At 65.8% G+C, this 25,082-nt stretch carries 26 protein-coding genes; 9 read left to right on the top strand and 17 right to left on the bottom strand.

The window, feature by feature from the left end; genetic code table 11:
* Positions 1 to 949 precede the first annotated feature (949 nt).
* The gene (locus HY57_RS09115; RefSeq protein WP_019463695.1) at positions 950 to 1,435 is read right to left on the bottom strand and encodes an FKBP-type peptidyl-prolyl cis-trans isomerase; all 486 of its coding nucleotides are present in this window, start codon (positions 1,433 to 1,435) and stop codon (positions 950 to 952) included.
* 48 nt (positions 1,436 to 1,483) lie between these two features.
* The gene (locus HY57_RS09110) at positions 1,484 to 2,728 is read right to left on the bottom strand and encodes an MFS transporter (protein WP_019463694.1); all 1,245 of its coding nucleotides are present in this window, start codon (positions 2,726 to 2,728) and stop codon (positions 1,484 to 1,486) included.
* A 164-nt stretch (positions 2,729 to 2,892) separates the two neighbouring features.
* Here HY57_RS09110 and HY57_RS09105 point away from each other — a divergent pair, with 164 nt between their 5' ends.
* The 3 genes from HY57_RS09105 (at position 2,893) to HY57_RS09095 (ending at position 5,701) form a co-directional block, all read left to right on the top strand.
* Positions 2,893 to 3,549, top strand: a complete 657-nt coding sequence (locus HY57_RS09105) for a class I SAM-dependent methyltransferase (protein WP_019463693.1) — start codon at positions 2,893 to 2,895, stop codon at positions 3,547 to 3,549.
* 131 nt (positions 3,550 to 3,680) lie between these two features.
* Positions 3,681 to 5,012 (top strand): DEAD/DEAH box helicase, encoded by a 1,332-nt coding sequence (locus tag HY57_RS09100; RefSeq protein WP_019463692.1) that lies wholly within the window; start codon positions 3,681 to 3,683, stop codon positions 5,010 to 5,012.
* A 179-nt stretch (positions 5,013 to 5,191) separates the two neighbouring features.
* Positions 5,192 to 5,701, top strand: a complete 510-nt coding sequence (locus HY57_RS09095) for a hypothetical protein (RefSeq protein WP_019463691.1) — start codon at positions 5,192 to 5,194, stop codon at positions 5,699 to 5,701.
* Between the two features lie 61 nt (positions 5,702 to 5,762).
* Here the strand turns inward: HY57_RS09095 and rimJ are convergent, their stop codons facing one another.
* From rimJ to HY57_RS09080, 3 genes are read right to left on the bottom strand one after another with little or no spacing between them, the layout of a single operon-like run.
* Positions 5,763 to 6,314 (bottom strand): ribosomal protein S5-alanine N-acetyltransferase, encoded by a 552-nt coding sequence (rimJ, locus tag HY57_RS09090; RefSeq protein ID WP_019463690.1) that lies wholly within the window; start codon positions 6,312 to 6,314, stop codon positions 5,763 to 5,765.
* Positions 6,311 to 7,159, bottom strand: coding sequence for an S-formylglutathione hydrolase (fghA, locus tag HY57_RS09085; protein ID WP_272942654.1), 849 nt, complete (start codon positions 7,157 to 7,159; stop codon positions 6,311 to 6,313). Before fghA ends, rimJ begins: the two co-directional genes overlap by 4 nt.
* Before the next feature lie 48 nt (positions 7,160 to 7,207).
* Positions 7,208 to 7,957 (bottom strand): SDR family NAD(P)-dependent oxidoreductase, encoded by a 750-nt coding sequence (locus HY57_RS09080; protein ID WP_019463688.1) that lies wholly within the window; start codon positions 7,955 to 7,957, stop codon positions 7,208 to 7,210.
* 110 nt (positions 7,958 to 8,067) lie between these two features.
* On the opposite strand from HY57_RS09080, the gene HY57_RS09075 reads away from it, so the two are divergent.
* Positions 8,068 to 9,945 carry a DEAD/DEAH box helicase gene (locus tag HY57_RS09075; RefSeq protein WP_019463687.1) on the top strand — a complete coding sequence of 626 codons (1,878 nt, stop codon included), beginning with the start codon at positions 8,068 to 8,070 and terminating at the stop codon, positions 9,943 to 9,945.
* Positions 9,946 to 11,242: 1,297 nt separating this feature from the next.
* A complete protein-coding gene (locus HY57_RS09070) occupies positions 11,243 to 12,043 on the top strand; it encodes a dioxygenase family protein (RefSeq protein WP_019465298.1) in 801 nt (266 codons plus the stop codon).
* Here HY57_RS09070 and HY57_RS09065 read toward each other — a convergent pair.
* Positions 12,030 to 12,383 (bottom strand): cupredoxin domain-containing protein, encoded by a 354-nt coding sequence (locus HY57_RS09065; RefSeq protein WP_019465299.1) that lies wholly within the window; start codon positions 12,381 to 12,383, stop codon positions 12,030 to 12,032. The genes HY57_RS09070 and HY57_RS09065 overlap by 14 nt on opposite strands.
* Positions 12,380 to 13,321: a metallophosphoesterase family protein gene (locus HY57_RS09060; RefSeq protein WP_019465300.1), complete on the bottom strand. Its 942-nt coding sequence runs from the start codon at positions 13,319 to 13,321 to the stop codon at positions 12,380 to 12,382. The genes HY57_RS09065 and HY57_RS09060 overlap by 4 nt, the downstream gene beginning before the upstream one ends.
* Before the next feature lie 141 nt (positions 13,322 to 13,462).
* Here HY57_RS09060 and HY57_RS09055 point away from each other — a divergent pair, with 141 nt between their 5' ends.
* Together HY57_RS09055 and HY57_RS09050 are read left to right on the top strand one after the other, a co-directional pair.
* Positions 13,463 to 14,035, top strand: a complete 573-nt coding sequence (locus HY57_RS09055; protein WP_019465301.1) for a sigma-70 family RNA polymerase sigma factor — start codon at positions 13,463 to 13,465, stop codon at positions 14,033 to 14,035.
* Positions 14,022 to 14,798: an anti-sigma factor family protein gene (locus HY57_RS09050; protein WP_019465302.1), complete on the top strand. Its 777-nt coding sequence runs from the start codon at positions 14,022 to 14,024 to the stop codon at positions 14,796 to 14,798. The genes HY57_RS09055 and HY57_RS09050 overlap by 14 nt, the downstream gene beginning before the upstream one ends.
* Here the strand turns inward: HY57_RS09050 and HY57_RS09045 are convergent, their stop codons facing one another.
* Both HY57_RS09045 and ypfJ read right to left on the bottom strand, forming a co-directional pair.
* Positions 14,799 to 15,161, bottom strand: a complete 363-nt coding sequence (locus HY57_RS09045; RefSeq protein ID WP_019465303.1) for a YkgJ family cysteine cluster protein — start codon at positions 15,159 to 15,161, stop codon at positions 14,799 to 14,801.
* 114 nt (positions 15,162 to 15,275) lie between these two features.
* The gene (gene ypfJ, locus HY57_RS09040; RefSeq protein ID WP_019465304.1) at positions 15,276 to 16,145 is read right to left on the bottom strand and encodes a KPN_02809 family neutral zinc metallopeptidase; all 870 of its coding nucleotides are present in this window, start codon (positions 16,143 to 16,145) and stop codon (positions 15,276 to 15,278) included.
* A 112-nt stretch (positions 16,146 to 16,257) separates the two neighbouring features.
* On the opposite strand from ypfJ, the gene HY57_RS09035 reads away from it, so the two are divergent.
* Positions 16,258 to 16,653 (top strand): MAPEG family protein, encoded by a 396-nt coding sequence (locus HY57_RS09035; RefSeq protein WP_019465305.1) that lies wholly within the window; start codon positions 16,258 to 16,260, stop codon positions 16,651 to 16,653.
* A gap of 83 nt (positions 16,654 to 16,736) precedes the next feature.
* Here HY57_RS09035 and HY57_RS09030 read toward each other — a convergent pair whose 3' ends face one another.
* Complete coding sequence (locus tag HY57_RS09030; RefSeq protein ID WP_019465306.1) at positions 16,737 to 18,293, bottom strand: TerC family protein; 1,557 nt, start codon at positions 18,291 to 18,293, stop codon at positions 16,737 to 16,739.
* Between the two features lie 137 nt (positions 18,294 to 18,430).
* Here HY57_RS09030 and HY57_RS20830 point away from each other — a divergent pair, with 137 nt between their 5' ends.
* Positions 18,431 to 19,312, top strand: coding sequence for a CPBP family intramembrane glutamic endopeptidase (locus HY57_RS20830; RefSeq protein WP_144240800.1), 882 nt, complete (start codon positions 18,431 to 18,433; stop codon positions 19,310 to 19,312).
* Between the two features lie 154 nt (positions 19,313 to 19,466).
* Here HY57_RS20830 and HY57_RS09020 read toward each other — a convergent pair whose 3' ends face one another.
* From HY57_RS09020 to HY57_RS08990, 7 genes are all read right to left on the bottom strand, one after another.
* Positions 19,467 to 20,036: a Maf family protein gene (locus tag HY57_RS09020; RefSeq protein WP_019465308.1), complete on the bottom strand. Its 570-nt coding sequence runs from the start codon at positions 20,034 to 20,036 to the stop codon at positions 19,467 to 19,469.
* Between the two features lie 81 nt (positions 20,037 to 20,117).
* Positions 20,118 to 21,635 carry an acetyl-CoA hydrolase/transferase family protein gene (locus tag HY57_RS09015; RefSeq protein ID WP_026033934.1) on the bottom strand — a complete coding sequence of 506 codons (1,518 nt, stop codon included), beginning with the start codon at positions 21,633 to 21,635 and terminating at the stop codon, positions 20,118 to 20,120.
* A gap of 77 nt (positions 21,636 to 21,712) precedes the next feature.
* Positions 21,713 to 22,321 carry a GNAT family N-acetyltransferase gene (locus tag HY57_RS09010; protein ID WP_318024220.1) on the bottom strand — a complete coding sequence of 203 codons (609 nt, stop codon included), beginning with the start codon at positions 22,319 to 22,321 and terminating at the stop codon, positions 21,713 to 21,715.
* A 69-nt stretch (positions 22,322 to 22,390) separates the two neighbouring features.
* Entirely contained in the window at positions 22,391 to 22,861 is a 471-nt protein-coding gene (gene rlmH / locus HY57_RS09005) for a 23S rRNA (pseudouridine(1915)-N(3))-methyltransferase RlmH (protein WP_019465311.1), read from the bottom strand.
* Between the two features lie 86 nt (positions 22,862 to 22,947).
* A complete protein-coding gene (gene rsfS, locus HY57_RS09000) occupies positions 22,948 to 23,340 on the bottom strand; it encodes a ribosome silencing factor (protein ID WP_019465312.1) in 393 nt (130 codons plus the stop codon).
* Between the two features lie 235 nt (positions 23,341 to 23,575).
* Positions 23,576 to 23,881, bottom strand: coding sequence for a hypothetical protein (locus tag HY57_RS08995; RefSeq protein ID WP_019465313.1), 306 nt, complete (start codon positions 23,879 to 23,881; stop codon positions 23,576 to 23,578).
* 539 nt (positions 23,882 to 24,420) lie between these two features.
* On the bottom strand, positions 24,421 to 25,080 hold the full coding sequence (locus HY57_RS08990) for an NrsF family protein (protein ID WP_019465314.1): 660 nt from the start codon (positions 25,078 to 25,080) through the stop codon (positions 24,421 to 24,423).
* Positions 25,081 to 25,082: the final 2 nt, after the last annotated feature.

Below are 25,082 nucleotides of genomic sequence, written 5' to 3'. Positions count from 1 at the left end.
CCAGTGACTTTGCTTTGGGTCTTCGCCTCAGGCTTTCCCGCGATCTGGCCGCTTACGCAGCGGGCGTTTCGACCTTCTGCCGAAGGCCGAGTCACTTTTCTTTTGCTGGCCCAAAAGAAAAGTAACCCAAAGAAAATGGCCTCAAGAGCTGGCAGCTTTCTGTTGGGATAAGCCTGAACGCTCAAGGCATTTTGTTGTTTGGCTACCTTCGCCTCTACACCGCGGGTACTTCCAAGCGCTTCGCAACGCGCCATGGCGATGAGGACTTAAAGCGGCGCCTCGCTTCGCTTCGGCCCTGATGGGCGCACGATCGCCCGCTTTTCTGTGGGAGCGCACCCTGTGCGCGACATGTCTACGGAGCGGTAATCACGAGACGCCGCTATCGCGCACAGGGTGCGCTCCCACAGAAAAGCCGGAACGACTGAGTTCTATCGCGACATTCGACGCAATGTGCAGCGAAGCAGCACGAGCTGTCCGCTTTGGCTTTGGCTTTTGATCTTCCGGGCCCCGTATGAGGCGGCGGGCGGGTGGAGATCAGGCCCCGTAGGGGTGCCAGGGATGGATCCCTGGCACTTTTCGTCGGGGCAGGAGCCCCGTCGAAAAGCCCGGAACCCGCCTGCGAACCTTCCGGGCCATAGGCCCGGAAGGCGCCTCATCCGGGGGGCCCTTTCTTTGGGTTACTTTCGACGCGAAGCTAGTCCCCGTGGGATCTTTGGGCAAGCAAAGAAAAGTGACCCGGCCTCCGGCAGGAGGGCGGAACGCCCGCCGCGTAGGCGGCCAGATCGCGGTCACGTCCGAGGCGACAACCGACCACTACCGCTACTGGATCCCGGCCCTTGCCCCCTTTTCGGGGTGCGCCGGGATGACGACTAAAGAACGAAGCGGTGGGGCTAGGCAGCCCCCTCACCCCACCCTCTCCCTAGCAGGAAGAGAGACAAACGGCGCGCTATCAGTGCGCCTCAGCACCCGGCGGATGCGCATGACCATGCGCAATCTCTTCCTCGGTACCGTCACGCACTTCATTGACGGTCACGTCGAAATTCAGCGTCTTGCCAGCCATCGGGTGGTTCAGGTCCACGTCCACCGTGCTCATGCCCACCTTCTGCACCACCACCACACGGTGGCCGCCTTCCTTCAACGCCAGCACCGTGGTCATGCCCGGCTTGAGCTTGGCCGCCTGCTGGAAGTACTTCTTCGGCACGCGCTGGGTCATGCCTTCCTGACGCTCGCCGTAGCCTTCGGCAGCCGTCACTTCGACCTGCAGGTTCTCGCCCGCTTCGCGGCCTTCCAGCGCCTTTTCCAGACCAGGGATCAGCTGGCCGTGGCCCAGCAGAATCCACAGCGGCTCGTTGCGATCGAGCGAACTCTCGACCTTTTCACCGTCCACCGTCAGCGTGTAGTGGAGCGAGATGACCTTGTCCTTGCCAGCCTTCATGGGATGTCTCGTGATGGATCAAACCGGCGATTCTAGCAGCCTGCCCCGCTACTCGCCCGTGCCGGCGCCGGACTGGCCGAAGCGCACGCCCCGGGCCTCGGGCCCCATCCAGGCGAGGAAGGCCAGCAGCAAGGCCACCACGGCGATCCACGCCGACATGGCAAACGCGAGGTCGCCGCCCCGCCAGTCGGCGATCCAGTGCTGTGCGTTGGCCGTCACTGCCGCCAGCAGGTTGCCGGTCTGGTAGGCAAAGCCCGGGAGCGTGCCGCGCATGCCCTCGGGCGACAATTCGTTGAGGTGGGTGGGCACCACGCCCCATGCACCCTGCACCATCACCTGGACCAGGAAGGCGCCCAGCGCCAGCGCCGCCAGTGAGCTGCCGTACATCCACAACGGGATGACGGGAATCGCCAGCAAGGCCGCAAGGATGATGGCCCGCCGGCGGCCGATGCGCTCGGACAGGGCGCCGAAGAACAGCCCGCCCACCAGCGCACCCAGGTTGAGCATGGCGACCAGCATGAAGGCCGTCCCGGACCCGGTCGGCAGGTGCAGGCTTTCCTCTTCGAACGTGTGGTACAGGTCCTGCGAGCCGTGGCTGAACATGTTGAACGCCATCATCAGCACCATCAGGTAGATGGCGAGCTTCCAGTGGCCACGCATGGATTCCAGCAGGCCTTTCTTCTGCTGCGAGGCCCGCTCCCGCTGCCACACCTCCGACTCCGGCACGGTGCGACGGATGTAGAGCACCAGCAGCGCCGGGGCCGCGCCCACCACGAACAGGCCACGCCAGCCGATGTGATCCACCAGTAGCCAGTTCACCAGCGCGCCCAGGAAGAAGCCCACCGGATAGCCGCTCTGCAACAGCCCCGAGACCATGCCGCGCGACCGGGCCGGAATGGATTCCATGGCGAGCGAGGCGCCGATGCCCCACTCGCCGCCCATGGCGATGCCGAACAGGAACCTCAGCACCAGCAGCATGGTGAGCGACGTCGAAAAGGCCGTGGCCAGCTCGAACGCCGAAAACAGGATCACGTCGAGCATCAGGATGGGGCGACGCCCGAAACGGTCGGCCAGCCGTCCAAACAGCAAGGCGCCGAGCGGGCGCGCCGCCAGCGTGAGGAACAGCCCGGTGATGACATGCCCCGTATCGGAGTGGAACTCCTTGGCCACGCCCACGATCACGAAGGTCAGCAGGAAGTAGTCGAAGGCATCCAGCGTCCAGCCCAGGAAACTGGCCAAGACGGTATGGCGCTGGGTCGTGGTGAGCTCCCGGAAGGGCGCGAACGGCGACATGGTGGCTCCATCGTGAAGGTCGCGACCGCGCGGGCGGCGCACAGGGCGCCAAGCGAACCATCATGGCCGCCGCGGCGCAAGACCAACCAAGGAAGGGGTTGGAAACCCCTGGCGACGGGCTTGTCTTCACATCATGCAGCCATGAAGTGGGCTGACATGCGGGCATGGATGCCGCCCTCTATCGCATCGCCAACTCCTACGATCACTGGCTCCAGCGCCGCTACGTCAAGGGCAAGCTGGCGGCCGACCCCGCCTATGCGGCCACCGCAGCGCTGGTGATGAACAAGCCCATGCCGCTGCTCGACATCGGCTGCGGCATCGGCCTGCTTGGGCAGTACCTGTACGCACGCGGCGCGGTCACGGGCTATCTGGGCGTGGACAACGACATGCGCAAGATCGAAGCGGGCAACCGCGCGCTGCGCCTGTCCGGCCTCGACGGCGTCCTGCAGTTGCGCCACAGCGACGGCATGGAACGACAGTCCATTCGCGGACACGTCGCCCTGCTCGACGTGCTGCACTACTTGCCGGGCGACGGCCAGCGCGCGCTGCTGGCCAATGCGGTGGCACATCTTGCGCCCGGTGGCCGCCTGGTGATCCGCACGGTCCTGCGTGAGCGCAGCTGGCGCTATGCCTTCACGCGCCTCTCCGAGTTCTTCCTCAGTGCGAGCGGCTGGATGCGGACGGGCGCCCAGCATTACCCCAGCATCGGGGAGCTGCGTGCCCCACTGGAAGCCTCTGGACTGTCCGTGAGCGTGCGCTCGCTGCACGGAAAAACCCCATTCGATTGCTATCTGGTCGTGGCGGAGCGGGAGCCACGCTGAACCGCCGGCAAGCGAACCAAGCAGGCCATCGCGGTTTCCGCTATACTTGGCGGTCACGACCTTGCGTCGTCCCTCCCCCTTGAATACTGCAACACGGTTCTTGAACGCTCCGGGTTGCTCTGGAGCTTCCCATGTCGTTCGAATCGCTGGGCCTCGGGCCTGCGTTGTTGCGTGCGCTCGCCGAACAGGGCTACGCCGAACCCACCCCCATCCAGGCCGCCGCCATTCCGGTGGTGATGGAAGGCGTCGACCTGCTCGCCGCCGCCCAGACCGGCACCGGCAAGACGGCCGCCTTCTCGCTGCCGCTGCTGCATCGCCTGTCGCAACTGCCGCCCGCGGGCACGCGCCGTCCGCGCGCCCTCGTGCTGACCCCAACGCGCGAGCTGGCCGCCCAGGTGCATGACAACCTGCGCGACTACGGCAAGCATCTTCGCATCAGCGCCACCACCATCTTCGGTGGCGTCGGCATGGGTCCGCAGATGCAGGCACTGCGTCGCGGCGTGGACATCGTCATCGCCACGCCGGGCCGCCTGATCGACCACATGCAGCAGCGCTCCATCGATCTTTCCGGCATCGACGTGCTGGTGCTGGACGAAGCCGACCGCATGCTCGACATGGGCTTCCTGCCAGCGCTCAAGCGCATCCTGGCCGCGCTGCCGAAGCGCCGCCAGACGCTGCTGTTCTCCGCCACGTTCGCGCCGCCGATCAAGGCGCTGGCCCTGCAGTTCATGCATGAGCCGCGCGAAGTGTCGGTGACGCCGCCCAACACCGTGGCCAACACCGTGACGCACCACGTGCACCCGGTGGACGCGGCAAAGAAGCGCGACCTGCTGCTACACGTGCTTTCGCAGGACAGCCGCCGCCAGACGCTGGTGTTCAGCCGCACCAAGCACGGCGCCGACAAGCTGGTGCGCTTCCTGGAAGCCGCCGGCATGCGCGCCGCCGCCATCCACGGCAACAAAAGCCAGAACGCGCGCACGCGTGCGCTGGGCGATTTCAAGAGCGGCCGCATCACCGTGCTCGTCGCCACCGATATCGCCGCGCGCGGCATCGACATCGACCAACTGCCCATCGTCATCAACTTCGACCTGCCGATGGTCGCGGAAGACTACGTGCACCGCATCGGCCGCACGGGCCGCGCCGGTGCCGACGGCATGGCCGTGTCGCTGGTGAGCCATGATGAATCGGGCCTGCTGCGCGACATCCGCAAGCTGCTCAAGCAGGACATCGCGATCAGCGACGTGCCGGGTTTCGAACCCTCGCACCCGCTGCGCACCGACGCCGCCGCGCCGCGCCCCGTGCAGGGCCAGCGCCAGCCGCGCCCGGCGCGTCCCCAGGGTTCACGCCCGCAGGGTTCGCATCGTCCGCACGGCCACGCCAACGGCCATGGCCACGGCGGTGAGCGCCCCGCCGAGGGCAACCGCAAGCGCCAGCGCCGCCGCCGTCCCGCCGCCAAGGCCTGATGGCATGGGCGCCCCGGCGCCTCGCTCCGCATGAGGCCCTGTGTTAATCCTGGGTCCATGCAACTGTGCGAATGTGTACCGTGCGTTGATGCCGGCAAGCCGGCCACGTTTCGCTTGGACAAGCCCTCTCCGGCAGGGAGAGGCTGGTCCTGGCATCGTCGTCACCATGGAGCATCGAGATGCGCAGCGAAAAGTCCGTCCCCCTCATGATCAGCCTGGCACTGCTGGCCGTGGCCGCGGTGCTGGCCACGCTCGCGATTCCCGCTTGGCGTAACCACCGGGTATCCGAGCACCTGGACGAGGCACTTCGCGCAGGCGAGGCCGCCAAACTGGTCGTCATGGAAGCCGCCACCGTGCGCGGCGGCCTGAACCGGCTCCAGTCCGGCGACCTCAACTTCAATGCCGCCTCGTCGCTCAATGCCTACACCGCCAAGATCGACATCTCCGAAAGCGGCCGCATCACCATTGCCACCAAGGACACCGGCGCAACGCCCGACCCGGTCTTCCTGCTGACCCCGATCGACAGCTCCGCCAGCAGTGGCGGGGCCGCGTTGAGCTGGAGCTGCGACATCATCGCCGGCAACAGCCAGTGGATGCCGCCGCGCTGCACGCGCCCTGCCGCTCCGGCGCCATCGGTCTCGGTCTCTCCCGTCGCGGCGCCGGCACCTGCCTCGACGACGGGCCGCTGAACCCGGCTTTTCGATCGCAACGATAGACACCTGCGCCCCGACATCAAGGGGCGCTGCCTTGCTACGGCTCGCGGACGCGCGAGGTGAGTATGTGGTCTTCCCACACGCCGGCGATCTGCAGGTAGCGCTTGGCATACCCCTCGCGCTCGAAACCCAGGCGCTCCAGCAACCGCCCGCTACGCTCGTTGCGCGGCATGTAGTTGGCCATCACACGATGCATGTCCAGCTCGCGGAAAGCCCAGGGCAACGTCGCCTCCAGCACCTCCTGCATCAGCCCCTGCCCTTGCCGGCGCGATGCGATGCTGTAGCCGAGGTGACAGGCCTGGAAGGCACCGCGCACCACGTTTGAGAAGGTGAAGCAGGCAAGGATCTCCTGCCCGGAAAGATCGAGCGCGTAGAACGGATAGGCGCGATCGAGCCGAACCGCCTCGCGCGATTCGGTCAGCGTCTGCACGCAGTGGTCCAGGGTGTAATACGCCTCGTTCCGCAGCGGTTCCCACGGCGCCAGGTGCTCGCGGTTCTGCTCGCGATACCGCAACAGCCGCGATGCGTCGCCCACCTCCACCAGGCGGAGCACCGCGCGACGCGTGGTGATGGGATGCAGCACGCTCACCGGCAGCCCAAGGCCTCGGCGTGATGGCGCAGGTGGTCTTCGATGAAGGTGGTGATGAAGTAGTAGCTGTGGTCGTAACCGGCATGTCGGCGCAGCAACAGCGATTGCCCACCTTCCGCGCAGGCCTGGTCGAACAGCTCGGGCTTCAGCTGGGTCACGAGGAAGCCGTCCGCTTCGCCCTGGTCGATCAGGATGGTGCCGTCGAAGCGGTGCTTGCGCACGAGCTCGCAGGCGTCGTACTCGGCCCATGCCGTCGTGTCGTCACCCAGATAACGCGGAAACGCCTTCTGACCCCAGGGCACCTGCGTCGGTGCGACGATGGGCGCAAACGCCGACACCGAGCGGTACTTGTCCTTGTGGCGCAGCGCGATGGTCAGCGCGCCATGCCCGCCCATGGAGTGCCCGGTGATGCCACTGCGGCTGATGTCAGCGGGAAAATGCTGCGCAACGAGCGCCGGCAGTTCGTCCGCCACGTAACTGTGCATGCGGAAGCGCGACGACCACGGCGACTGCGTGGCGTCGAGATAGAACCCCGCGCCCTCGCCGAATTCCCAATCGCCCGTCGCACCGTCAAAACCGGTCTGGCGCGGACTGGTGTCCGGCATCACCAGGATCAGGCCCAGCGCCGCGGCGAGTCGCTGCGCGCCGGCCTTGATGGTCGCCGTCTCCTCCGTGCAGGTGAGGCCCGCCAGGAAATACAGCACCGGGCAGGCTTCATGCGCGGCCTGGGGCGGCTGGAACAGCGCAAAACGCATCGCCCCCCCGCACTGCTCCGAGTGATGCCGGTAAAACCCCTGCACACCGCCGTGGCAGCGCTGCTCGGAGATGGTTTCAATCCCTGTCATGCCCATTCCCTCTGAAATACCGGAGCCGCCCATGATACTGCGCGCCACTCAGCGCTCCTGGTCAGTGGGACGCATCAGCAATTCGTTGATGTTGACGTGCGCCGGACGCGACACGCAGAACACGATGGCGTCGGCGACGTCCACCGATTGCAGCTGGCGCATGCTGTCAGCCCAGGCGTTGAGGTTGTCCTTGGTCGTGGCGTGCCCGATGTGATCGCGCAGTTCCGTTTCGACCACACCCGGCTCGATCACCGTGACGCGGATGTTGTGCTGGTAGACCTCGCGCCGCAGGGCCTCGGAGAAGGCCACCACGCCGAACTTGGTGGCCGAATAAGCGGCAGCATTGGGGTTGGCGACACGGCCGGCCGTGGACGAAATGTTCACGATGTGGCCATCGCGACGCACACGCATGCCGGGCAAGGCAGCCTGCGTGGAGGCGATGAGGCTGAGCACGTTGAGCTCCAGCATGTGGCGCCAGCGGCCGAGGTCGGCCTCTTCCACCGGCTCCAGGTACATCACGCCGGCGTTGTTCACCAGGATATCCAGCCGGCCATAGCGCGCCTCGGTCTCCGTCACGATGCGCTTGGCCTCGTCTTCGGAGGCCAGATCGGCCACCAGCACCGTCGGCTCGGCCCCAAGCACCTCCAGTTTCGCGGCCAGCGCTTCGAGCCTGTCGCGGCGGCGGGCGGCGATGGCAACCTTCGCCCCCTCCTGCGCCAAGGCCAGCGCCGTGGCCTCGCCAATACCCGACGACGCGCCGGTGACCAGCGCGACACGACCATCAAGACGTCCAGACATGAATATTCCTCGGCGATTGGCCTGAAAAAAAACCCGGTGGGGGCGGGTCGGCCTGTTACAATAGCGTCATTCTCCCGCATGCCGCCGTGCATGCCATGTCGAGGTTCCCCATGTCCTCCCCGTCTTCCGATTCCCAGCCGGCAGCCGTCGGCTTTGCTGCGCTTGGCCTCCATCCGGAGCTGCTGCGCGCACTCACCGACGTCGGCTATGAATCGCCTTCGCCCATCCAGGCCGCCACCATTCCGCCGCTGCTGGAAGGTCGCGACGTGCTCGGCCAGGCGCAGACCGGCACCGGCAAGACCGCCGCGTTCGCGCTGCCGATCCTCTCGCGCATCGACCTGAAGCCCGGCAAGCCGCAGGCGCTGGTGCTGGCGCCCACGCGCGAACTGGCCATCCAGGTGGCCGAAGCGTTCCAGCGTTATGCCACCCACATGCCAGGGTTGCAGGTGCTGCCGATCTACGGCGGCCAGAGCTATGGCCCGCAGCTGCACTCGCTCAAGCGCGGTGTGCAGATCGTGGTCGGCACGCCCGGCCGCGTGATCGACCATCTGGAGCGCGGCACGCTGGACCTCTCCGAGCTGAAGTTCCTGGTGCTCGACGAAGCCGACGAAATGCTGCGCATGGGCTTCATCGATGACGTGGAGAAGGTGCTGCAGGCCACGCCGCCCAGCCGCCAGGTGGCGCTGTTCTCGGCCACCATGCCGCCGCCGATCCGCAAGATCGCCCAGCATCACCTGAAGGATCCGGTGGAAGTCACCATCAAGGCGGCCACCACCACCAACACCAACATCCGCCAGCGCTACTGGTTCGTCAGCGGCCTGCACAAGCTGGATGCGATGACGCGCATCCTGGAAGCCGAGCCGTTCGACGCGATGATCATTTTCGCGCGCACCAAGCAGGCCACCGAAGAACTGGCCGAGAAGCTGCAGGCGCGCGGCCTTGCCGCCGCCGCCATCAACGGCGACATCGCCCAGCCGCAACGCGAGCGCGTGATCCAGCAGCTCAAGGACGGCAAGCTCGACATCCTCGTGGCAACCGACGTTGCCGCGCGCGGTCTCGACGTGGAGCGCATCAGCCACGTCATGAACTACGACATCCCGTACGACACGGAAAGCTACGTGCACCGCATCGGCCGCACCGGCCGTGCGGGCCGCAGCGGCGATGCCATTCTGTTCGTTACGCCGCGCGAAAAGGGCATGTTGCGCGCCATCGAGCGTGCCACGCGCCAGCCCATCGAAGAGATGAAGCTGCCGACGGTGGAAGCGGTCAACGACCAGCGCATCGCCAAGTTCAAGCAGCGCATCAGCGACACGCTGTCCGTCGGCGAACTGGACCTGTTCCAGCAGCTGATCGAGCAGTACGAGCAGGAACACAACATCCCGGCCATCGAGATTGCCGCCGCCCTCGCACGCATCGCGCAGGGTGACCAGCCGCTGCTGCTGACGCCGCCGCCCAAGCGCGAGTTCACGCCGCGCGAGCACAGTGACCACCGTGGTGATCGCGGCGACCGCGCTGATCGTGGCGAACGCGAGCATCGTTCGCGCGATCGCGATGGTGGCCAGCGCGATTTCACGCCGCGTCCGGTGCGCGCGCACCACACGGAAGAAGGCAAGCGCACCTATCGCATCGAGGTGGGTCACGAGCATGGCGTGAAGCCGGGCAACATCATCGGTGCCATTGCCAACGAAGCCGGCCTGGAAAGCCAGTACATCGGCCGCCTGAGCATCCGCGGCGAATACAGCCTGATCGACCTGCCCGATGGCATGCCGGCGGAAGTGTTCCAGCACCTGCAGAAGGTGTGGGTGAGCCAGCAGCAGTTGCGCATCCGCGAGTGGGATGGCGATGACAGTGGCGCTGGCGAGGCACCGCCGCGTCGGCCGGGTGGCGGGTATCGGCCGGGTGGCTTCAAGAAGCATGGCGGTGGTGGCGGCAAGCCGCGTCCGCATGGGCAAGGTGGTGGGCACAAGGGGCCGCGGCGCGGGAAGTAAGCGCGGCGGCGCTTGTGTGGGTCGCACCTATTTAGGGTTGCGGCCCGGGCGTTGATCGATGGCGGAGGGGCTTGATGCCATCCGCGGATTGTTTCCCTCTCCCCGAAGGGGAGAGGGTTGGAGTGTTGCCACCTTTAAGGTGTGAGAGGTGGGGGCTCACCTCATCACTTCACTCTTTAGCCGTCATCCCGGCGCAGGCCGGAGGCGCTTCACAACAGCCAAAGGCTGGTCATCCAGTAGCGGTAGTGGTCGGTCGTCGCCTCAGGCGTTACCGCGATCTGGCCGCCTACGCAGCGGGCGTTTCGACCTTCTGCCGAAGGCCGAGTCACTTTTCTTTTGCTGGCCCAAAAGAAAAGTAACCCAAAGAAAATGGCCTTTAGAGCCAGAGCTGGCAGCATTCTGTGGGGATAAGCCTGAGCGCGTGAAGCACGTCGTTGCTTGGCAACCTTCGCCTCTACACAGCGGGTAGTTCCAAGCGCTTCGCAACGCACCGGAGCGATGAGGACTTAAAGCAGCCCCTCGCTTCGCTTTGGCGTGGTCGGGACCCGCACGGTCGCCCGCTTTTCTCTTTTCTGTGGGAGCGCACCCTGTGCGCGACAACCCAACGGAGCGGTGCCTACGAGACGCCGCTGTCGCGCACAGGGTGCGCTCCCACAAGGGACTCGCCTCTTTGGAAGCTTCGCCAACGGCTCGGCTTTTTGCTTCGGCTTTTAGCTTTCAGCTTTTAGCTTTGGCTTTTGGCTTTGGCTTTTGACTTTGGCTTTTGGCTTTTGATCTCCCAGGTCCCCGTATGACGCGGCGGGCGGGTGGAGATCAGGCCCCGCAGGGGTGCCAGGGAGGGATCCCTGGCACTTTTCGACGGGGCAGGATGCCCCGCCGAAAAGCCCGGAACCCGCCCGCGTACCTTCCGGGCTAAGCCCGGAAGGCGCGTCATCCGGGGGGCCCTTTCTTTTGGTTACTTTCGACGCGAAGCTAGTCCCCGTGGGATCTTTGGGCAAGCAAAGAAAAGTGACCCGCCCTCCGGCAGGAGGGCGGAAGCCCGCGGCAGGCGAGCCAGGTCGCCTTATCGCGACAACCAAACACAGAGGCTCTGGATCCCGGCCTGTGCCGGGATGACGGCTAAAGACCGAAGCAGTGAGGCTAGATCGCCCCTTCACCCCCAACCCTCTCCCCGAGGGAAGCGCAAGCACCCCGCCCCATCGTCATCGTTCCACTCCAGTGACGCATCGTTCACCCCACGACCGCTGCAATTTCCCGCCACATCCCTAATCTATGGTGGTCCCCCGAGGTACCCACCATGACCACCCTCCCCAGCCTCTACATCTCCCACGGTTCGCCGATGACCGCGATCCAGCCGCATCGCGTGGGCGAGCGGCTGGCCGAGCTTGCTCGTGATTTGCCGCGTCCCAACGCCATCGTGATCGCCACCGCGCACTGGCTGGCGCGCCAGCCGCATGTAGGCGGGGCAGCGCGCCCGGAAACCATCCATGACTTCTACGGTTTCCCGCAGGCGCTGTTCGATATCCAGTATCCGGCCAAGGGCGATCCTGCCCTCGCCGCACGTGTCACCGAGCTGCTCGACAAAGCGGGGCTACCTACCACGCTCGACCCTACGCAGGGCCTGGATCACGGCGCCTGGGTGCCGCTGCGCCTGCTTTATCCGAAGGCCGACATCCCGGTGGTTCCCATCTCGATCCAGCCGCAACTGGGCCCGGCCCATCAGTACGCCGTGGGCCGCGCGCTCGCGCCGCTGCGCGATGAAGGCGTGCTGGTGATCGGCTCGGGCAGCATCACGCACAACCTGCACGATTTCCGCGCGGGCTATAGCGAAGAACGCGAGGCGCCTTATGTGCGCCCGTTCATCGAATGGATCGAGCGCAAGGCCGCCGAGGGCGACGTGCCCGCCCTGCTCGACTACCGTCGCCAGGCGCCGTTTGCCGAGCGCGCTCACCCCACCGACGAGCATCTGCTGCCGTTGTACGTGGCGCTGGGCGCGGCGGGTGAGCATGCGCACGCCCAGCGCATCGACGCAGGCATCGAGCATGGCCTGTTCGCGATGGACATCTATCGCTTCGACGGCACCGTCACTGAACGATGACGGTGCCCACCATCATCGGATGGATGCCGCAGTAGTAGGTGTACGTGCCCGCGTGATCGAACGTCACCGCGTAGCTGTCGCTCGTATCCAGCGCGCGTGACGAGGCGAACTGATGGCCGGCGCTGACCACCAGATGCGGCTCGTCGTCACGATTGGTCCAAACCACGCGCGTACCCGCAGGTATCGTCAGCGTCTTGGGCGCAAAGGCAAAGTTGCGGATATCCACGGTCACCGGCTTGGCTGACGCCGTCGCCGTGGCGTTGGCCGCCATGGTTGCGGCAGGCGCGGCGGCGAATGTCAGTGCAACGACGACGGTGAATGTCCGTGCGAGCACGTTCACGACATCACCTCCTCGGTCACGGCCAGCGCATGACTGCCCTGCACGTGGCGCACATCGCGGATGCCGAGATAGCGATGCAGATCGCCCGGCGCGATGTCCTTCATCGGTCCCGGGGCCGGCGCCGTGCCTGGTGCGGGTTGCGGATAGGCGGTGGAGCGTGCGGTGTAGAACGTGATGCTGCCCTCCACCTTCTGCTGGATCTGGTGAATATGGCCGTTGAGGACGCTCACCGAACCGAACCGCCGCAGGTAACTCACCGCCTCATTGCTGTCATCCGTGCCCCAGCCCCAGTCGGGATACAGCGGCCATAACGGCATGTGCGCGAATACCACCAGCGGCGTGTCGGGCGACAGCGCGGCCAGGTCTTTCTTCAGCCACGCGAGTTGATCCGCCCCCAGCGAACCCAGCCCGCCAGCCTTGAGGTTGAGCACGTTGATCAGGCCGACGAAGTGCACGCCACGATGGTCGAAGCTGTACCAGCCGCCGGTCTGCTGGCGTTCGCCGAAGCGACGAAAGAACTCGGCGCCGTTGTCGCCAATCACGTCATGCTCGCCCGGCACGTAGAACACTTTGCCCAGATGTGCGTCCTGCATGACGCCTGCCAGGGTGTCGAATTCTTCGGGCCGTGAGAGATGGGTGAGATCGCCCGTGTGCAGCACGAAATCCGGATGCGCCTTCTGCGCATGGATCATCGCCAGCGATTCGCGCAACGTGCCCACGACGTCCATGTTCGGCGCCTTGTGAAAGCCGATATGCGAGTCGCTGATCTGCACAAAGCCGAAGCTGGCGTCGGCGGCCGAAGCAGCGCCCTGGCTGCTCAAGGGCTGCGCCCTGAGCACCCCGCCATGCATCATCCACAACGTGCCGGCACCTGCCCACGCCATGCATTTGAGGAACTGGCGACGGCTGTCTGTCCCGCGGTCTTCGATGTCGTTCATGGTCGGATCTCCCGTGCCGGCGGCAGGCACCTCGCCCGCTGCCCATACCTCTGATACCGGCCGGCGCGAGGAACTATTCCCCGGCACACGCGCAAGACGATCCATTGGAATAAAGTGGCTCGAAGCGAGGTATACCCTCTCATGCCGACCGAGCCGAACGCCCGTCCAGAAGGTGCCGATGCCGCACGAAGCGCACGCTTCGAGGCGCAGGTGGTGCCGTATCTCGACGCGGCCTACAACCTGGCGTACTGGCTCGCGCACAACCCGGCCGACGCACAGGACGTGGTGCAGGAAGCCATGCTTCGCGCCCTGCGCTACTTCGACAGTTTCCATGGCGGCGATGTGCGCGTGTGGCTGCTGGCCATCGTGCGAAACACGTTCTACACCTTGCGCAGCCGGCACCCGCAGGATGCCCTGCATGACGAACTGGACGACGACGCGCACCCCTTGGTCGACGATGGGCCATCACCGGAGACGCTGACCTTGCTCGCCGTGGATGTCGGCGCGTTGCAGGCAGCACTGGAACGGTTGCCGGCGCCGCTGCGCGAGATTCTCGTGCTGCGCGAGCTGGAGGAGTGCTCGTACAAGGAAATCGCCGGCATCACCGGACAGAAGATCGGTACGGTGATGTCCCGCCTGGCCCGTGCGCGCGAACGCCTGCGGACCGAACTCACCTGCCGGCCCAAGGAGGTACGTCGCCATGATGTGCGATGACGCCGGGCTGCTCATGCATGCCTATCTCGACGACGAACTGGATGCCGCCGGCAGCGCTGCCATGGCTCGCCATCTTGGCGAGTGCGCGGCGTGCAAGGCGCGCTACGAGACTTACGTGATCATGCAGAAAGCCCTGTCGGAACCCTCGCTCTATCGCCGCGCCCCCGATGCACTGCGGGCGCGCTGGACCGCGCCACCGGCCCGCACCACGGCCACGCCGTTGCCGGTACGCCGCCGCGGCCCGATGGTCTTTGCCGCGGCCGCCGGCTTCGCCGCGGCCATGCTGCTTTCGATGCCGGCGTGGCTGCACTGGCTGCCCTCGCGTGGCGCGGGCGACGAGGTCGTCGCCGAGGCGATCTCCAGCCACGTGCGTTCGCTGCAGGGCACACACCTGATGGACGTGGTGTCCACCGACCAGCACACGGTGAAGCCCTGGTTTGAAGGCAAGCTCGATTTTTCACCCCGCGTGAAGGATCTTGCCGGTGAAGGTTTCCCGCTGGTCGGCGGTCGCCTGGATGCACTGGAAGGCCATAGCGTGGCGGCGCTGGTCTACAAGCGCCGCCTGCACGTGATCAACCTGTTCCAATGGCCGTCCGAAGGCGGCACGGCGGCCCAGGCGACCGCGCGGGAACACGGCTATACGGTGATCCGCTGGAGCGGCGATGGCATGCGCTACGTGGCCATCTCGGACGTCAACGAGGGTGATCTCAGGCAATTCGTGCTGGCCTTCCAGAACGAGGCCAACCCGGTCATGGCGCGCTGATCAGGCGGCCGTGGCGGCCACCACCCAGTCGTCCGGCGTCAGTACCGCCAAGCCATGCCCCAGCCGCGCCTTGTCGCATTGCGCGCTGGGACGGCCGAACTCCCATGATGGCTCGACCTCGCGGCACACCGACGGGCGACGCTCGTAGATGCCGCAGTGCGCGGCTTCACCCACCACGCCCTGCAAGGCGGTGCAGCGCGGGCGGGAGGCCTGCGTTCCCCGCATGACCAGGCGATGCGGGTCGAGTGTTTCGGTAAGTTCCGGCGGAACGACGCCACCCAGCGACGCATCCGCCTCCGACCAGTGGAAGGCCACGCGGAAATAGGCGCAACAGGCACCGCAGCTCAGACAGGGATGCAACATGCAGAACGATCGGAAAGCGCACCCCCTGGCGCGCAGCGTGGGCATTCTAAAACGCCGAAGGCCCGCATGCGCGGGCCTTCGCTGACGGTACCGGCCACCGCCTGTCGTGCGTTCTTACGGCTGGCCTGCGAACGTGTTGCAGCTCGACATCTCACCGCTTTCGAAACCGGCCTTGAACCACTTCACCCGCTGCGCCGACGTGCCGTGGGTGAACGAGTCTGGCACCACCCGACCCTGCGCCTGCTGCTGGAGCGCGTCGTCGCCGATCTTGCTGGCGGCATTGAGTGCCGATTCGATATCGCCCGGTTGCAGCCAGTGCAGGCGCTGCTGGCTGTGGTTGGCCCAGACGCCGGCGAAACAGTCCGCCTGCAATTCCTGGCGCACGGACAGGCCATCGGCGCCCTCCATCGGCGCACCGCGCCGCCGTGCCTGTTCCACCTGGTCGAAGATGCCCAGCAGGTTCTGCACGTGGTGGCCGACCTCGTGGGCGATCACATAGGCACGGGCGAAGTCGCCGGCGGCATGGAAGCGGTTTTCCAGTTCCTGGAAGAACGCCACGTCCAGGTACACCTTCTGGTCGCCAGGACAGTAGAACGGCCCCACGGCCGTCGAAGCGGCTCCGCAGGCAGTGTTCACGCCACCACTGAACAGGTCCAGCCTGGGATCCACGTACTGCCGGCCGTGGGCCGCGAAAATGTCGCCCCAGGTCTTCTCGGTGGAGCCGAGGATCGCACTGACGAAGTCCTTGGTTTGCGGGTCAACCTGTGCCGGTTGGCCACGCGGCGCCGACACTTGCTGGCCGCCGGTATTCCCCTGGTTCAACAGCGCGGTGGGGTCCTTGAAGAACACCAGGCCCAGAATGGCGAGGATGACAATGCCGCCCAGCCCCAGGCCCCGCCCGCCACCGAAACGGGGGCCGCCACCATCGCCATCGCCACTGTCGACTTCGACGTTCTCGCTGCGCTCGCCCTTCTGCCAATCCATATGACGACCCTCGCCTGCCCCACGGTCGCAAAACGATAACCCCTCCCGCCCCCCTCCCGCCATGGGCGCGCGCTCACTACAGTGGGCGATCTTTCAGCCACGGAAACCTCTCATGCTCCAGCACCTGCCCGCCGTCGTTGTCGTGCTTACCGTCCTGTTGCAGTTCGGCACCATGTGGGCCGTCGGCCATGCCCGTGGCAAGTACGGCATCAAGGCGCCCGCGATCAGCGGCCACCCCGATTTCGAGCGTGCCTGGCGCGTGCAGATGAACACCCTGGAATCGACGGTGCTGTTCCTGCCGTCGCTCTGGCTGGCCGTGCAGTACGGCCAGTCGCTGTGGGGTGGCGTGGCGGGCCTGGTGTGGGTGGCCGGCCGCGTGTGGTACGCGGTGAGCTATCTGGGGGATGCCGCCAAGCGTGGCCCCGGTTACATGGTGTCCATGGCCGGTTGGGCGGCGACGTTGCTGCTGGGCGTGGTGGGGCTGGTGCGGGTGATCCTGGCCGCCTGAGGCGGGCTGAGTCGCGCACAGGGTGCGCTCCCACAAGGGTGAGGGTGAATGTGGGGGCGCACCCTGTGCGCGACTCCTACCCCTCATTCCACCGGGTTCACCTTCAATCGCTCGATACGCGCGCCATCCATCGCCACCACCTCGAAGCGCAGGCCTTCGCTGACGAAGGTGTCGCCCACGCCGGGCAGGCGACCCAGCTTCTCCAGCACGTAACCGGCCAGCGTGGAGAAGCTGTCGTCGCCGGTCAGCTTGTAACCAAGCAGGTGTTCCACACGGCGCAGGTCCAGGCTTGCGTCGATCTGCCAGCTGCCATCCGTTTCCTGCACGGCGGACGGATCACCGCTGTCCTCGTCGGGAAATTCGCCCGCAATCACTTCGAGCACGTCGGTTGGCGTGACCAGGCCGAGCACGCTGCCGTACTCGTCCACCACCAGCGCCACCTGCAGCGGCTGGCGACGGAATTCCTCGATCAGGCGCAGCACGCTCAACGACTCCAGCACCGTGAGCGGCTTGCGCACCACCTGTTCGACATCGACCTTGCCATGCTCCAGCAAGCTGGCCAGCAGGTCGCGCGACGACGCCACGCCCACCAGCTGGTCAAGGTCATCGCCTGCCACCGGCAGCCACGCATGACTGGACGCGGTCACTTCGGCGCGGAGCTGCTCGGCGCTTTCGCGCGGATCGATCCAGTTGATCTCAGGACGCGGCGTCATGATGGAACGCACCGGACGGTGCGCCAGGTCCAGCACGCCCTGCACCATCGCCAGTTCGTCCTTGCCGAACACGGCGACATTGCCTTCGGCCTTCGCGGCCGTGGCCTTCGGCGTGGCGTCTTCGTCATCACCACCGGCGCCACCGAGCAAACTCAACACTGCCAGTGCGGTGCGGTCACGCAGCGTGCGCGCACTGCCCAGCAGGCTGCGCTGGCGATTGCGGCGCATGGTCTGGTTGAACGCCTCGATCAGGATGGAGAACCCGATCGCCGCGTACAGATAGCCCTTCGGAATATGGAAACCGAAACCTTCGGCGACCAGGCTGAAGCCGATCATCAACAGGAACGACAGGCACAGGATCACCACTGTCGGCCGCGCGTTGACGAAGCTGGTCAGCGGCTTGCTGGCGCTGATCATCAGGATCATCGCCACCACCACCGCGATCATCATCACCGAGAGGTGATCGACCATGCCTACCGCGGTGATGACCGAATCGAGCGAGAACACCGCGTCCAGCGCCACGATCTGCGCCACCACCAGCCAGAAGCGTGCCGGCGCGCGCTTGGCGGTTTCGTCGTGGTCGCTCGCCTCCAGCCGCTCGTGCAGCTCGACCGTGGCCTTGAACAGCAGGAACGCACCGCCAAGCAGCAGGATGATGTCGCGCCACGAGAAGGAAACCGCACCCAGCGTGACGATGGGCGTGGTGAGCTTGACCAGCCACGACATCGCGCCCAGCAGCGCCAGACGCATGACCAGGGCCAGCGAGAGCCCGAGCACGCGGGCTCGGTCGCGTTCCTTCACCTGCAGCTTGTCGGCGAGGATGGCGATGAAAACAAGATTGTCGATGCCGAGCACGATCTCCAGCACCACGAGGGTGAGGAGACCCGCCCATGCGGTCGGGTCGGACAGCCAGTCGAATGCAAACATGGGCTGGCGCCTGAGCGCCGGATTCCTCCTTGGAACGAAAGGACACTATACAGGCCGCCATCGTGAACGCGTTGACAGCCCTGTCCCCCGGCCTGTGCCAAAGGACAGGATTGGCACGCCCGCCCGCAAGGACTAGCGTGAACGCGTCGGCCGGTGCGCGCGCAACCCGCCGGTGGACCCAACCCGCACGCAAGCGCCCTGGATTGTTTTCGATGGATGCGAACCGCCTGACCGACCTGACCGTTTCGCCGCCAGAACAGACATCGCGTGCACCGACGCCCTGGCAGGCGGTCGCGCTGATCACGCTGTATTTCGTACTGCAACTTGCCATCGGCAGCCTGGTCACCCTGGTGGCGGGCGTCGTGGCCACCCTTCATGACGGCGGCGGACTCGGCGCGGTCGTTCCGCTGGGACGACGCTGGCTCGGCCAATCGGATGCAACGGCGGTCGCGGTGATGATCACGCTGCTGATGTCAGCAGCGGCGATCACCTACCTGAGTCGTCACTGGTGGCCACAGCGATGGTCGGAAGGCGCCCCGCCCGGCCTGGGCTTCACCTCTTCTCCACACCCCGTTTTCTACCTCGCCGCCCTTGCCGCCGGCCTGGCGATGCCTTTCGTCGGCGGCGTGCTCACGCAATGGCTCGCGCAAGGGCACGAGGTCAGCCAGGACATCAAGCAACTGGGCGCGAACACGTCACTGGCCCTGCGCCTGCCGCTCGCGGTGCTGGTAATCAGCATCGGGCCGATGGTGGAAGAACTGCTGTTCCGTGGCGTGCTGCTGTCCGCCATCGCACGCTACACCAGCAACGGCGTGGCGATCGTGCTATCTGCCCTGCTCTTTGCCTGCGTGCATCTGCCGGACCTGTCCTTCCTCTGGTATGCACTGCCCAACCTGGCCCTGCTCGGGATGATCCTCGGCTGGCTGCGCGTGCAGTCGGGATCGATCTGGCCGGCTGTCGTGGCCCATGGCATGAACAACCTGCTGGCTGTGGTGTCGTGGTTCATGCTGAGTCGATGAGCCCCACCGCACTGTAGGAGCGCACTCGTGCGCGACCGCAGCCGATGGGTCACCGGAACGGCTCGAGATTTCGCCGTACCACCACGCACAGATGCCTTCCCCCCCGCGTCACCGGTCGCGCACGAGTGCGCTCCTACAAGGGGGAAACAATGGATCAGGCGCGAATCAGCGAATGCGCGCGCAGCAGCCGCGCCGTCTCGAACACCGGCAGGCCCATCACGCCCGAGTGGCTGCCATCCAGATGTTCGATCAGCTTGGCACCGTGCCCCTGGATGGCATACGCGCCGGCCTTGCCGAAGGGCTCGCCGGTGGCGATATAGGCCGCGATGGTGGCGTTGTCCAACATCGGCATGGTGACGCGGGAGCGGCTGGTGTCGGACCACTCTCCCGAGCGAGTGACCAGCCACACGGTGGAAATCACTTCGTGCACGCGCCCGGACAGGCGGCGCAACATGCCTGCGGCATCTTCCGCGTCGTCCGGCTTGCCGAAGACTTCGTCGTCGAGCACGACTTCGGTATCGGCACCCAGCACCGCCACGCCAGCCTCTTCCAGGATCGACAACCCGGCGCGCGCCTTGTCGCGGGCGACGCGACTGACATAGTCGCGCGGCGATTCACCGAGATGGCGCTGCTCAGGCACCTCGACATCGACGATGCGAAAGTCCACGCCGATCTGCTCGAGCAACTGACTGCGACGCGGTGACTGGGAAGCAAGATAGAGCATGTCAGCAATCCATGCGGCGGTACGAGTGCCTGAAAGGCTGTTCCGATCCCCATGTAGCCTCGCGGGGATCGTGGTCAGACTCTAGGGTCTCATATCACCGGTGTCCAGGAAACGCTGGTGCCACGACAACGCCTCCTGCAACAGGTGCGGTGTGTGCTTGCCACGGCTGTGGTGCAGGGCGCGATCGAAATAATCCTGCAACATGGGCCGGTAGCTCGGGTGCGCGCAACGCTCGATCACCACCTTGGCGCGCTGTCGCGGCGACAGGCCACGCAGGTCGGCCAAGCCCTGCTCGGTGACGATCACCGACACATCGTGCTCGGTGTGGTCCACGTGACTGACCATCGGCACGATGCACGACACCGCACCGTTCTTGGCGGTACTCGGCGTGAGGAAGCACGACAGGAAGCCATTGCGCGCGAAATCGCCCGAACCACCGATGCCGTTGATGATGCTGGTGCCGGCCACGTGCGTGGAGTTGATATTGCCGTACAGGTCCGCCTCCACCATGCCGTTCATCGCGATGCAGCCAAGGCGGCGCACCAGCTCGGGGTGGTTAGAGATCTCCTGCGTGCGAAGAATGATGCGCTTGCGGAAGAAATCGATCTTCGCCAGAAAACGCTCGATGCCGGCCGGGCTCAGCGAGAACGACGTGGCCGACGCCACCGACAGCACGTCGTGCTCCAGCAGGTCGAGCATGCCGTCCTGGATCACCTCAGTGAAGGCACTCAGGCCGCTGAAGCCCCCTTCGCGCAATCCCGCGAGCACCGCGTTGGCGATATTGCCCACGCCCGACTGTAGTGGCAGCAGCTGCGGCCCCAGGCGTCCCTTGGCAATCTCATGCCGGAAGAACTCGATCAGGTTGCCGGCGATCTGGCGCGAGCTGTCGTCCACCGGCGCGAAGGCGCTGTTGCGGTCTGGTGCGTTGGTTTCCACCACCGCGATGACCTTGTCCGGATCGAGGCGCAGATACGGCTCGCCGATGCGGTCCGATGGATTGAGCAAGGGAATCGGCTTGCGATGCGGCGGCAAGGCGGTGCCGTAGTAGATGTCGTGCATGCCGTCCATTTCGATCGGCTGCCAGTGATTCACCTCGACGATCACCTTGTCGGCAAGATCCAGCCACGTCTTGTTGTTGCCGACCGACGACGACGCCATCAGGCTGCCATCGGGCATGATCGCCGTCGCCTCGATCACGGCAAGGTCGATCTTGCCAAAGAAGCCGAACCACGCGTACTGCGCGACGTGGCTCAGGTGGATGTCCAGGTAATCCATCTCGCCGCGATTGATGCGCGCGCGAAGCTCCGGATCGGATTGATAGGGCAGGCGCAGATCGATGCCATCCGCCCGCGCCAGCGCGCCGTCCAGTTCCGGCGCGGTGGATGCGCCGGTCAACACGCGGACGCGGAACGGTTCGCCGCGCTCATGCGTGGCGACCATGCGCGCGGCAAGCGCCTGCGGCACGGCCTTCGGGTAGCCCGCACCGGTGAAACCACTCATGCCGATCGTCATGCCGTGATCGATCAGTTCCGCCGCGTTTGCGGCTGTCATGACCTTGGCGGCCAGCCCCGCATGACGGATGCGCTTGTCCACGTGGATGTCTCCTGCACTGCAATCGGCGAATGGTAGCGCGGGAGAACGTCAAACGACTGACAAGGTAGACGATGGTCGAGTGCTCAGAACCGGATGGCGTACTCGCGGAATTCCTCGTCGCGCTTCCACCCCAACGACTCGTAAAGCCGCTGCGCAGTGAGATTCGTATGCGCGGTGGCGAGCGTCATGCCGACGGCGCCGACCGCCCGCGCGAATGCCGTGGCCTCGTGCATCAACGCCGCCCCCACCCCGCCTCGACGCGCATGGGGTGCGACAAAAAGATCGTTGAGCAAATAAAGCCGCGCCATGCGGACCGAGCTGAAAAACGGGTACAACTGGACAAAGCCCGCGCCCGCCCCTTCTTCGTCGATCGCCACCATCACCACCGCGTCATGATGCTGGAAGCGCTCGCGCAGGAAGCGCGTCGCCGCGGCGAGATCCGACGCCTGGCCGTAGAAAACCCGGTAGGCATCGAACAGGGGCGCCACGAGATCGAGCTCATGGATAGTGGCCTGGCGTACCGTAATCGACATGCGCGTCCTCGCGTCGGTGATGTTGCGGCGAGTATGCGTGCGCGCCAGCAACGCGCCTATGACCACTTTCCGCAGAAAAAGCGCCACGCTGGCACGTGCGCTGCGGTCGTTTTTGTGATCGGGCGCCATGTGCGGCCGACGCCCGCTGCCGAAACGCATCAGGGAAGGTCTGAAGAAACAGCTTTTTGCTCGTCATTCCGGCGAAGGCCGGGATGACGAGCCAAACAACTATGCGCGGTGATAGGGATGCCCGGAAAGCAGCGTGGTGGCGCGATAAAGCTGTTCGGCCAGTACCAGCCGCACCAGCATGTGCGGCAAGGTCAGCGGCCCGAGCGACCATGACTGATCCGCCCGCGCCAGCACCTCGGGCGCGTGCCCATCGGGGCCGCCGATGAGGAAAGCGATATCGCGTCCGGACATGCGCCACTTGGCCAGCTGCGCGGCAAGCTCCTCGCTGGACCAGGTCTTGCCGCGACCGTCGAGCGCCACCACGTGGATGTCACGCGGCAGGGCCGCGAGGATCGCCGCCCCCTCGTCCTGGATCGCGCGCGCATCGTCGCGTCCCTTGCCACGGATGCCGGGCTTGAGCTCGATCAGTTCCAGCGGGAGTTCGTGCGAAAGCCGCTTGCGGTACTCGGCAAAACCTTCCGCCACCCAGGCGGGCATGCGTTCACCGACGGCGATCAGACGGGCACGCACAGGTCACCACACAAAATCCGGGGAAATAGCGGAGATGTCGCGCGCGTGGACACAGCGCGCGGCATGTACCGCCAGCATGCGGGCCATCAGCCCGCGCTGGCGATTTCGGCGTCGACTTCGCGGTCGCCCACGGTCCACAGCCTTTCCAGGCCGTAGAACTCGCGGATGCGCGGAAGCATGACGTGGACGATCACGTCACCCAGGTCCACCAGCACCCATTCGGCTTCCTGCTCGCCCTCCACGCCGAGCGGCATCACGCCCGCCTGTTTGGCGAACTTGACGACTTCGTCGGCGATGGATTTCACGTGGCGCGCGGAGGTGCCGGAAGCGATGACCAGCAGATCGGCGATGGAGGTTTTGCCGCGGACGTCGATTTCGCGAATGTCCTTGGCCTTCAGTTCGTCCAGCGCGTTGAGAACTTGCTGACGAACCACCGCCGTGGTGGCGGATTTGGTGCTGCGCTTGGCGGTCTGACTCAAGTGCGTTTGCCTCGATGCGGGATCGATGCGCGGGATGGCGCGGGCACAGTATAACGGACCGTTCTCAAGCCCATGTCAAACGGTGCCGGGGCGGCCCCCGGGGCGGCCGGAGCCCCCAGCCCCCTCCCCGGGACGGCCCTGGGCGGGCATCGCGCCCGGCCGGGGCACGCCGGGCCGGACAAAGCAAAAGGCCCTCCCCTTGAGGGGAGGGCCTTTGGGTACCTGCTTCAGCGCATCAATGACTGGCGCTGGACGAGGAGGCCGGCGCGGTGCTCTTCTTGTTGTGCTTCTTGTTGTGATGCGTGCTCGTGCTGTTGGTGTGCTCGGTGGCGTCGCTCTTCATCGAGTCACTGCTCTTCATCGCGTCACTCTTCATCGAATCGCTGGAAGACTTCATGGCATCCGAGCTGGACTTCATCGCGTCCTTGCTGGTGTCCTGGGTCGACTGCGGCGTGGTGCTCTGAGCCATGACCGGCGACATGGCAAGACCGAACACGACGGCGGTCGCGAAGGCGAGTACGGCGTAACGGGAAACTTTCATGGTCAGGTGTCTCCAGAAGCGGTGAGGTAACGTGCGGCATCGCCGCACTTCCATGGAACAACCGCCATCGTCCGTCCTGGACGACTACGGCAATCCGGTGTCGAGCGCATCGGCACCGGCCACGCCGCATCAGCACTCCTGCGCGATGCGAACGGTCCGTCCCTGGTCCGCGAATCCACTTCGCCGGTCCTTCCACACAACCGGCGCCCCTTCCAGGGCAAAGCCTATACCCTTGCACCCGAAACGAAAGCGACGACGTCACACCTCCATTCAGTTGCAATACGGACACCGCAGCGGCAATAAATTGCGATTGCTGCACTGCGCACAGCTACCTTCCGCCATGCATCCTGCAGCGATGTGACGGCACGGTCTCAGTAGTGGCAAGACCTCCGGGGACGGGCACCCCCTGGCGGCCGGTCACGGCTCATCACGGCAGGCTGTTGCGACGCAGCACTTCATCGCCAGGCCATCCGGTCGCAGGATGTTCCAGCACGCTTCGCTTCACTGTCACGACAACGATGGCTGCGGCAAGCGCAGCGTCACTTCAGCGCGGGTCGCAGAAGGCGTCCGCCCATCAGCGCGTTCGCCAGCACCACGATAGCCACCGCGAGCGCGTGGGTAAGCAGGTCCGTGGCGGCCACGGCGAACGCATGGAAGATCTCGAGCAGCGCCGCCGACGCCGCCGCCGACGCCAGCCCCACCATGATCGCCGCCAGCACGGGACGCAGCGGGTAAGCGCGTCGCAGCAGCAGGATCAGCAAGATAGACAGCGGTACCGAGAAACTGACGATGAAGATCAGGCAGTCGCTCGCCTCGTTGAAATGCGCAATGTGCGCGGAAGGGCCCAGCCAGTCATGCAGGCAACCCAGGCCGCTCGCTCCCACCCAGAGCAGCAGCCACGGCAACGGCAGCAGCGCCCAGCGCCACGAGCGCCCGGGCACGCCCAGCGAAAAGGCCGCCCAGGCTGCGCACACGGCCGTCATCACCGCGCCGAAGCCCGCCACGGCGATATCCGGCTCGGCGGTCCAGCGCCTGATCATCGGGCCGGCACCATGGTGCACCAGCAGAAGGGTCGCGATGACCGCCACCACCAACAGCCAGCCGAGCGCGCGCCGCCACGGGGGCGGCAGGCGCCGCACCGGTGTGAGCTGATCGCCCAGCGACTGGATCAGTGACTCGGGGAGTCGCGGTTCGGCCATGA

Origin of the sequence: Dyella japonica A8, assembly GCF_000725385.1 — a bacterium.
GTDB lineage: Bacteria > Pseudomonadota > Gammaproteobacteria > Xanthomonadales > Rhodanobacteraceae > Dyella > Dyella japonica_C.
Note: the sequence above shows the minus strand (reverse complement) of the source record. Positions and strands in the feature narration are given on the sequence as shown.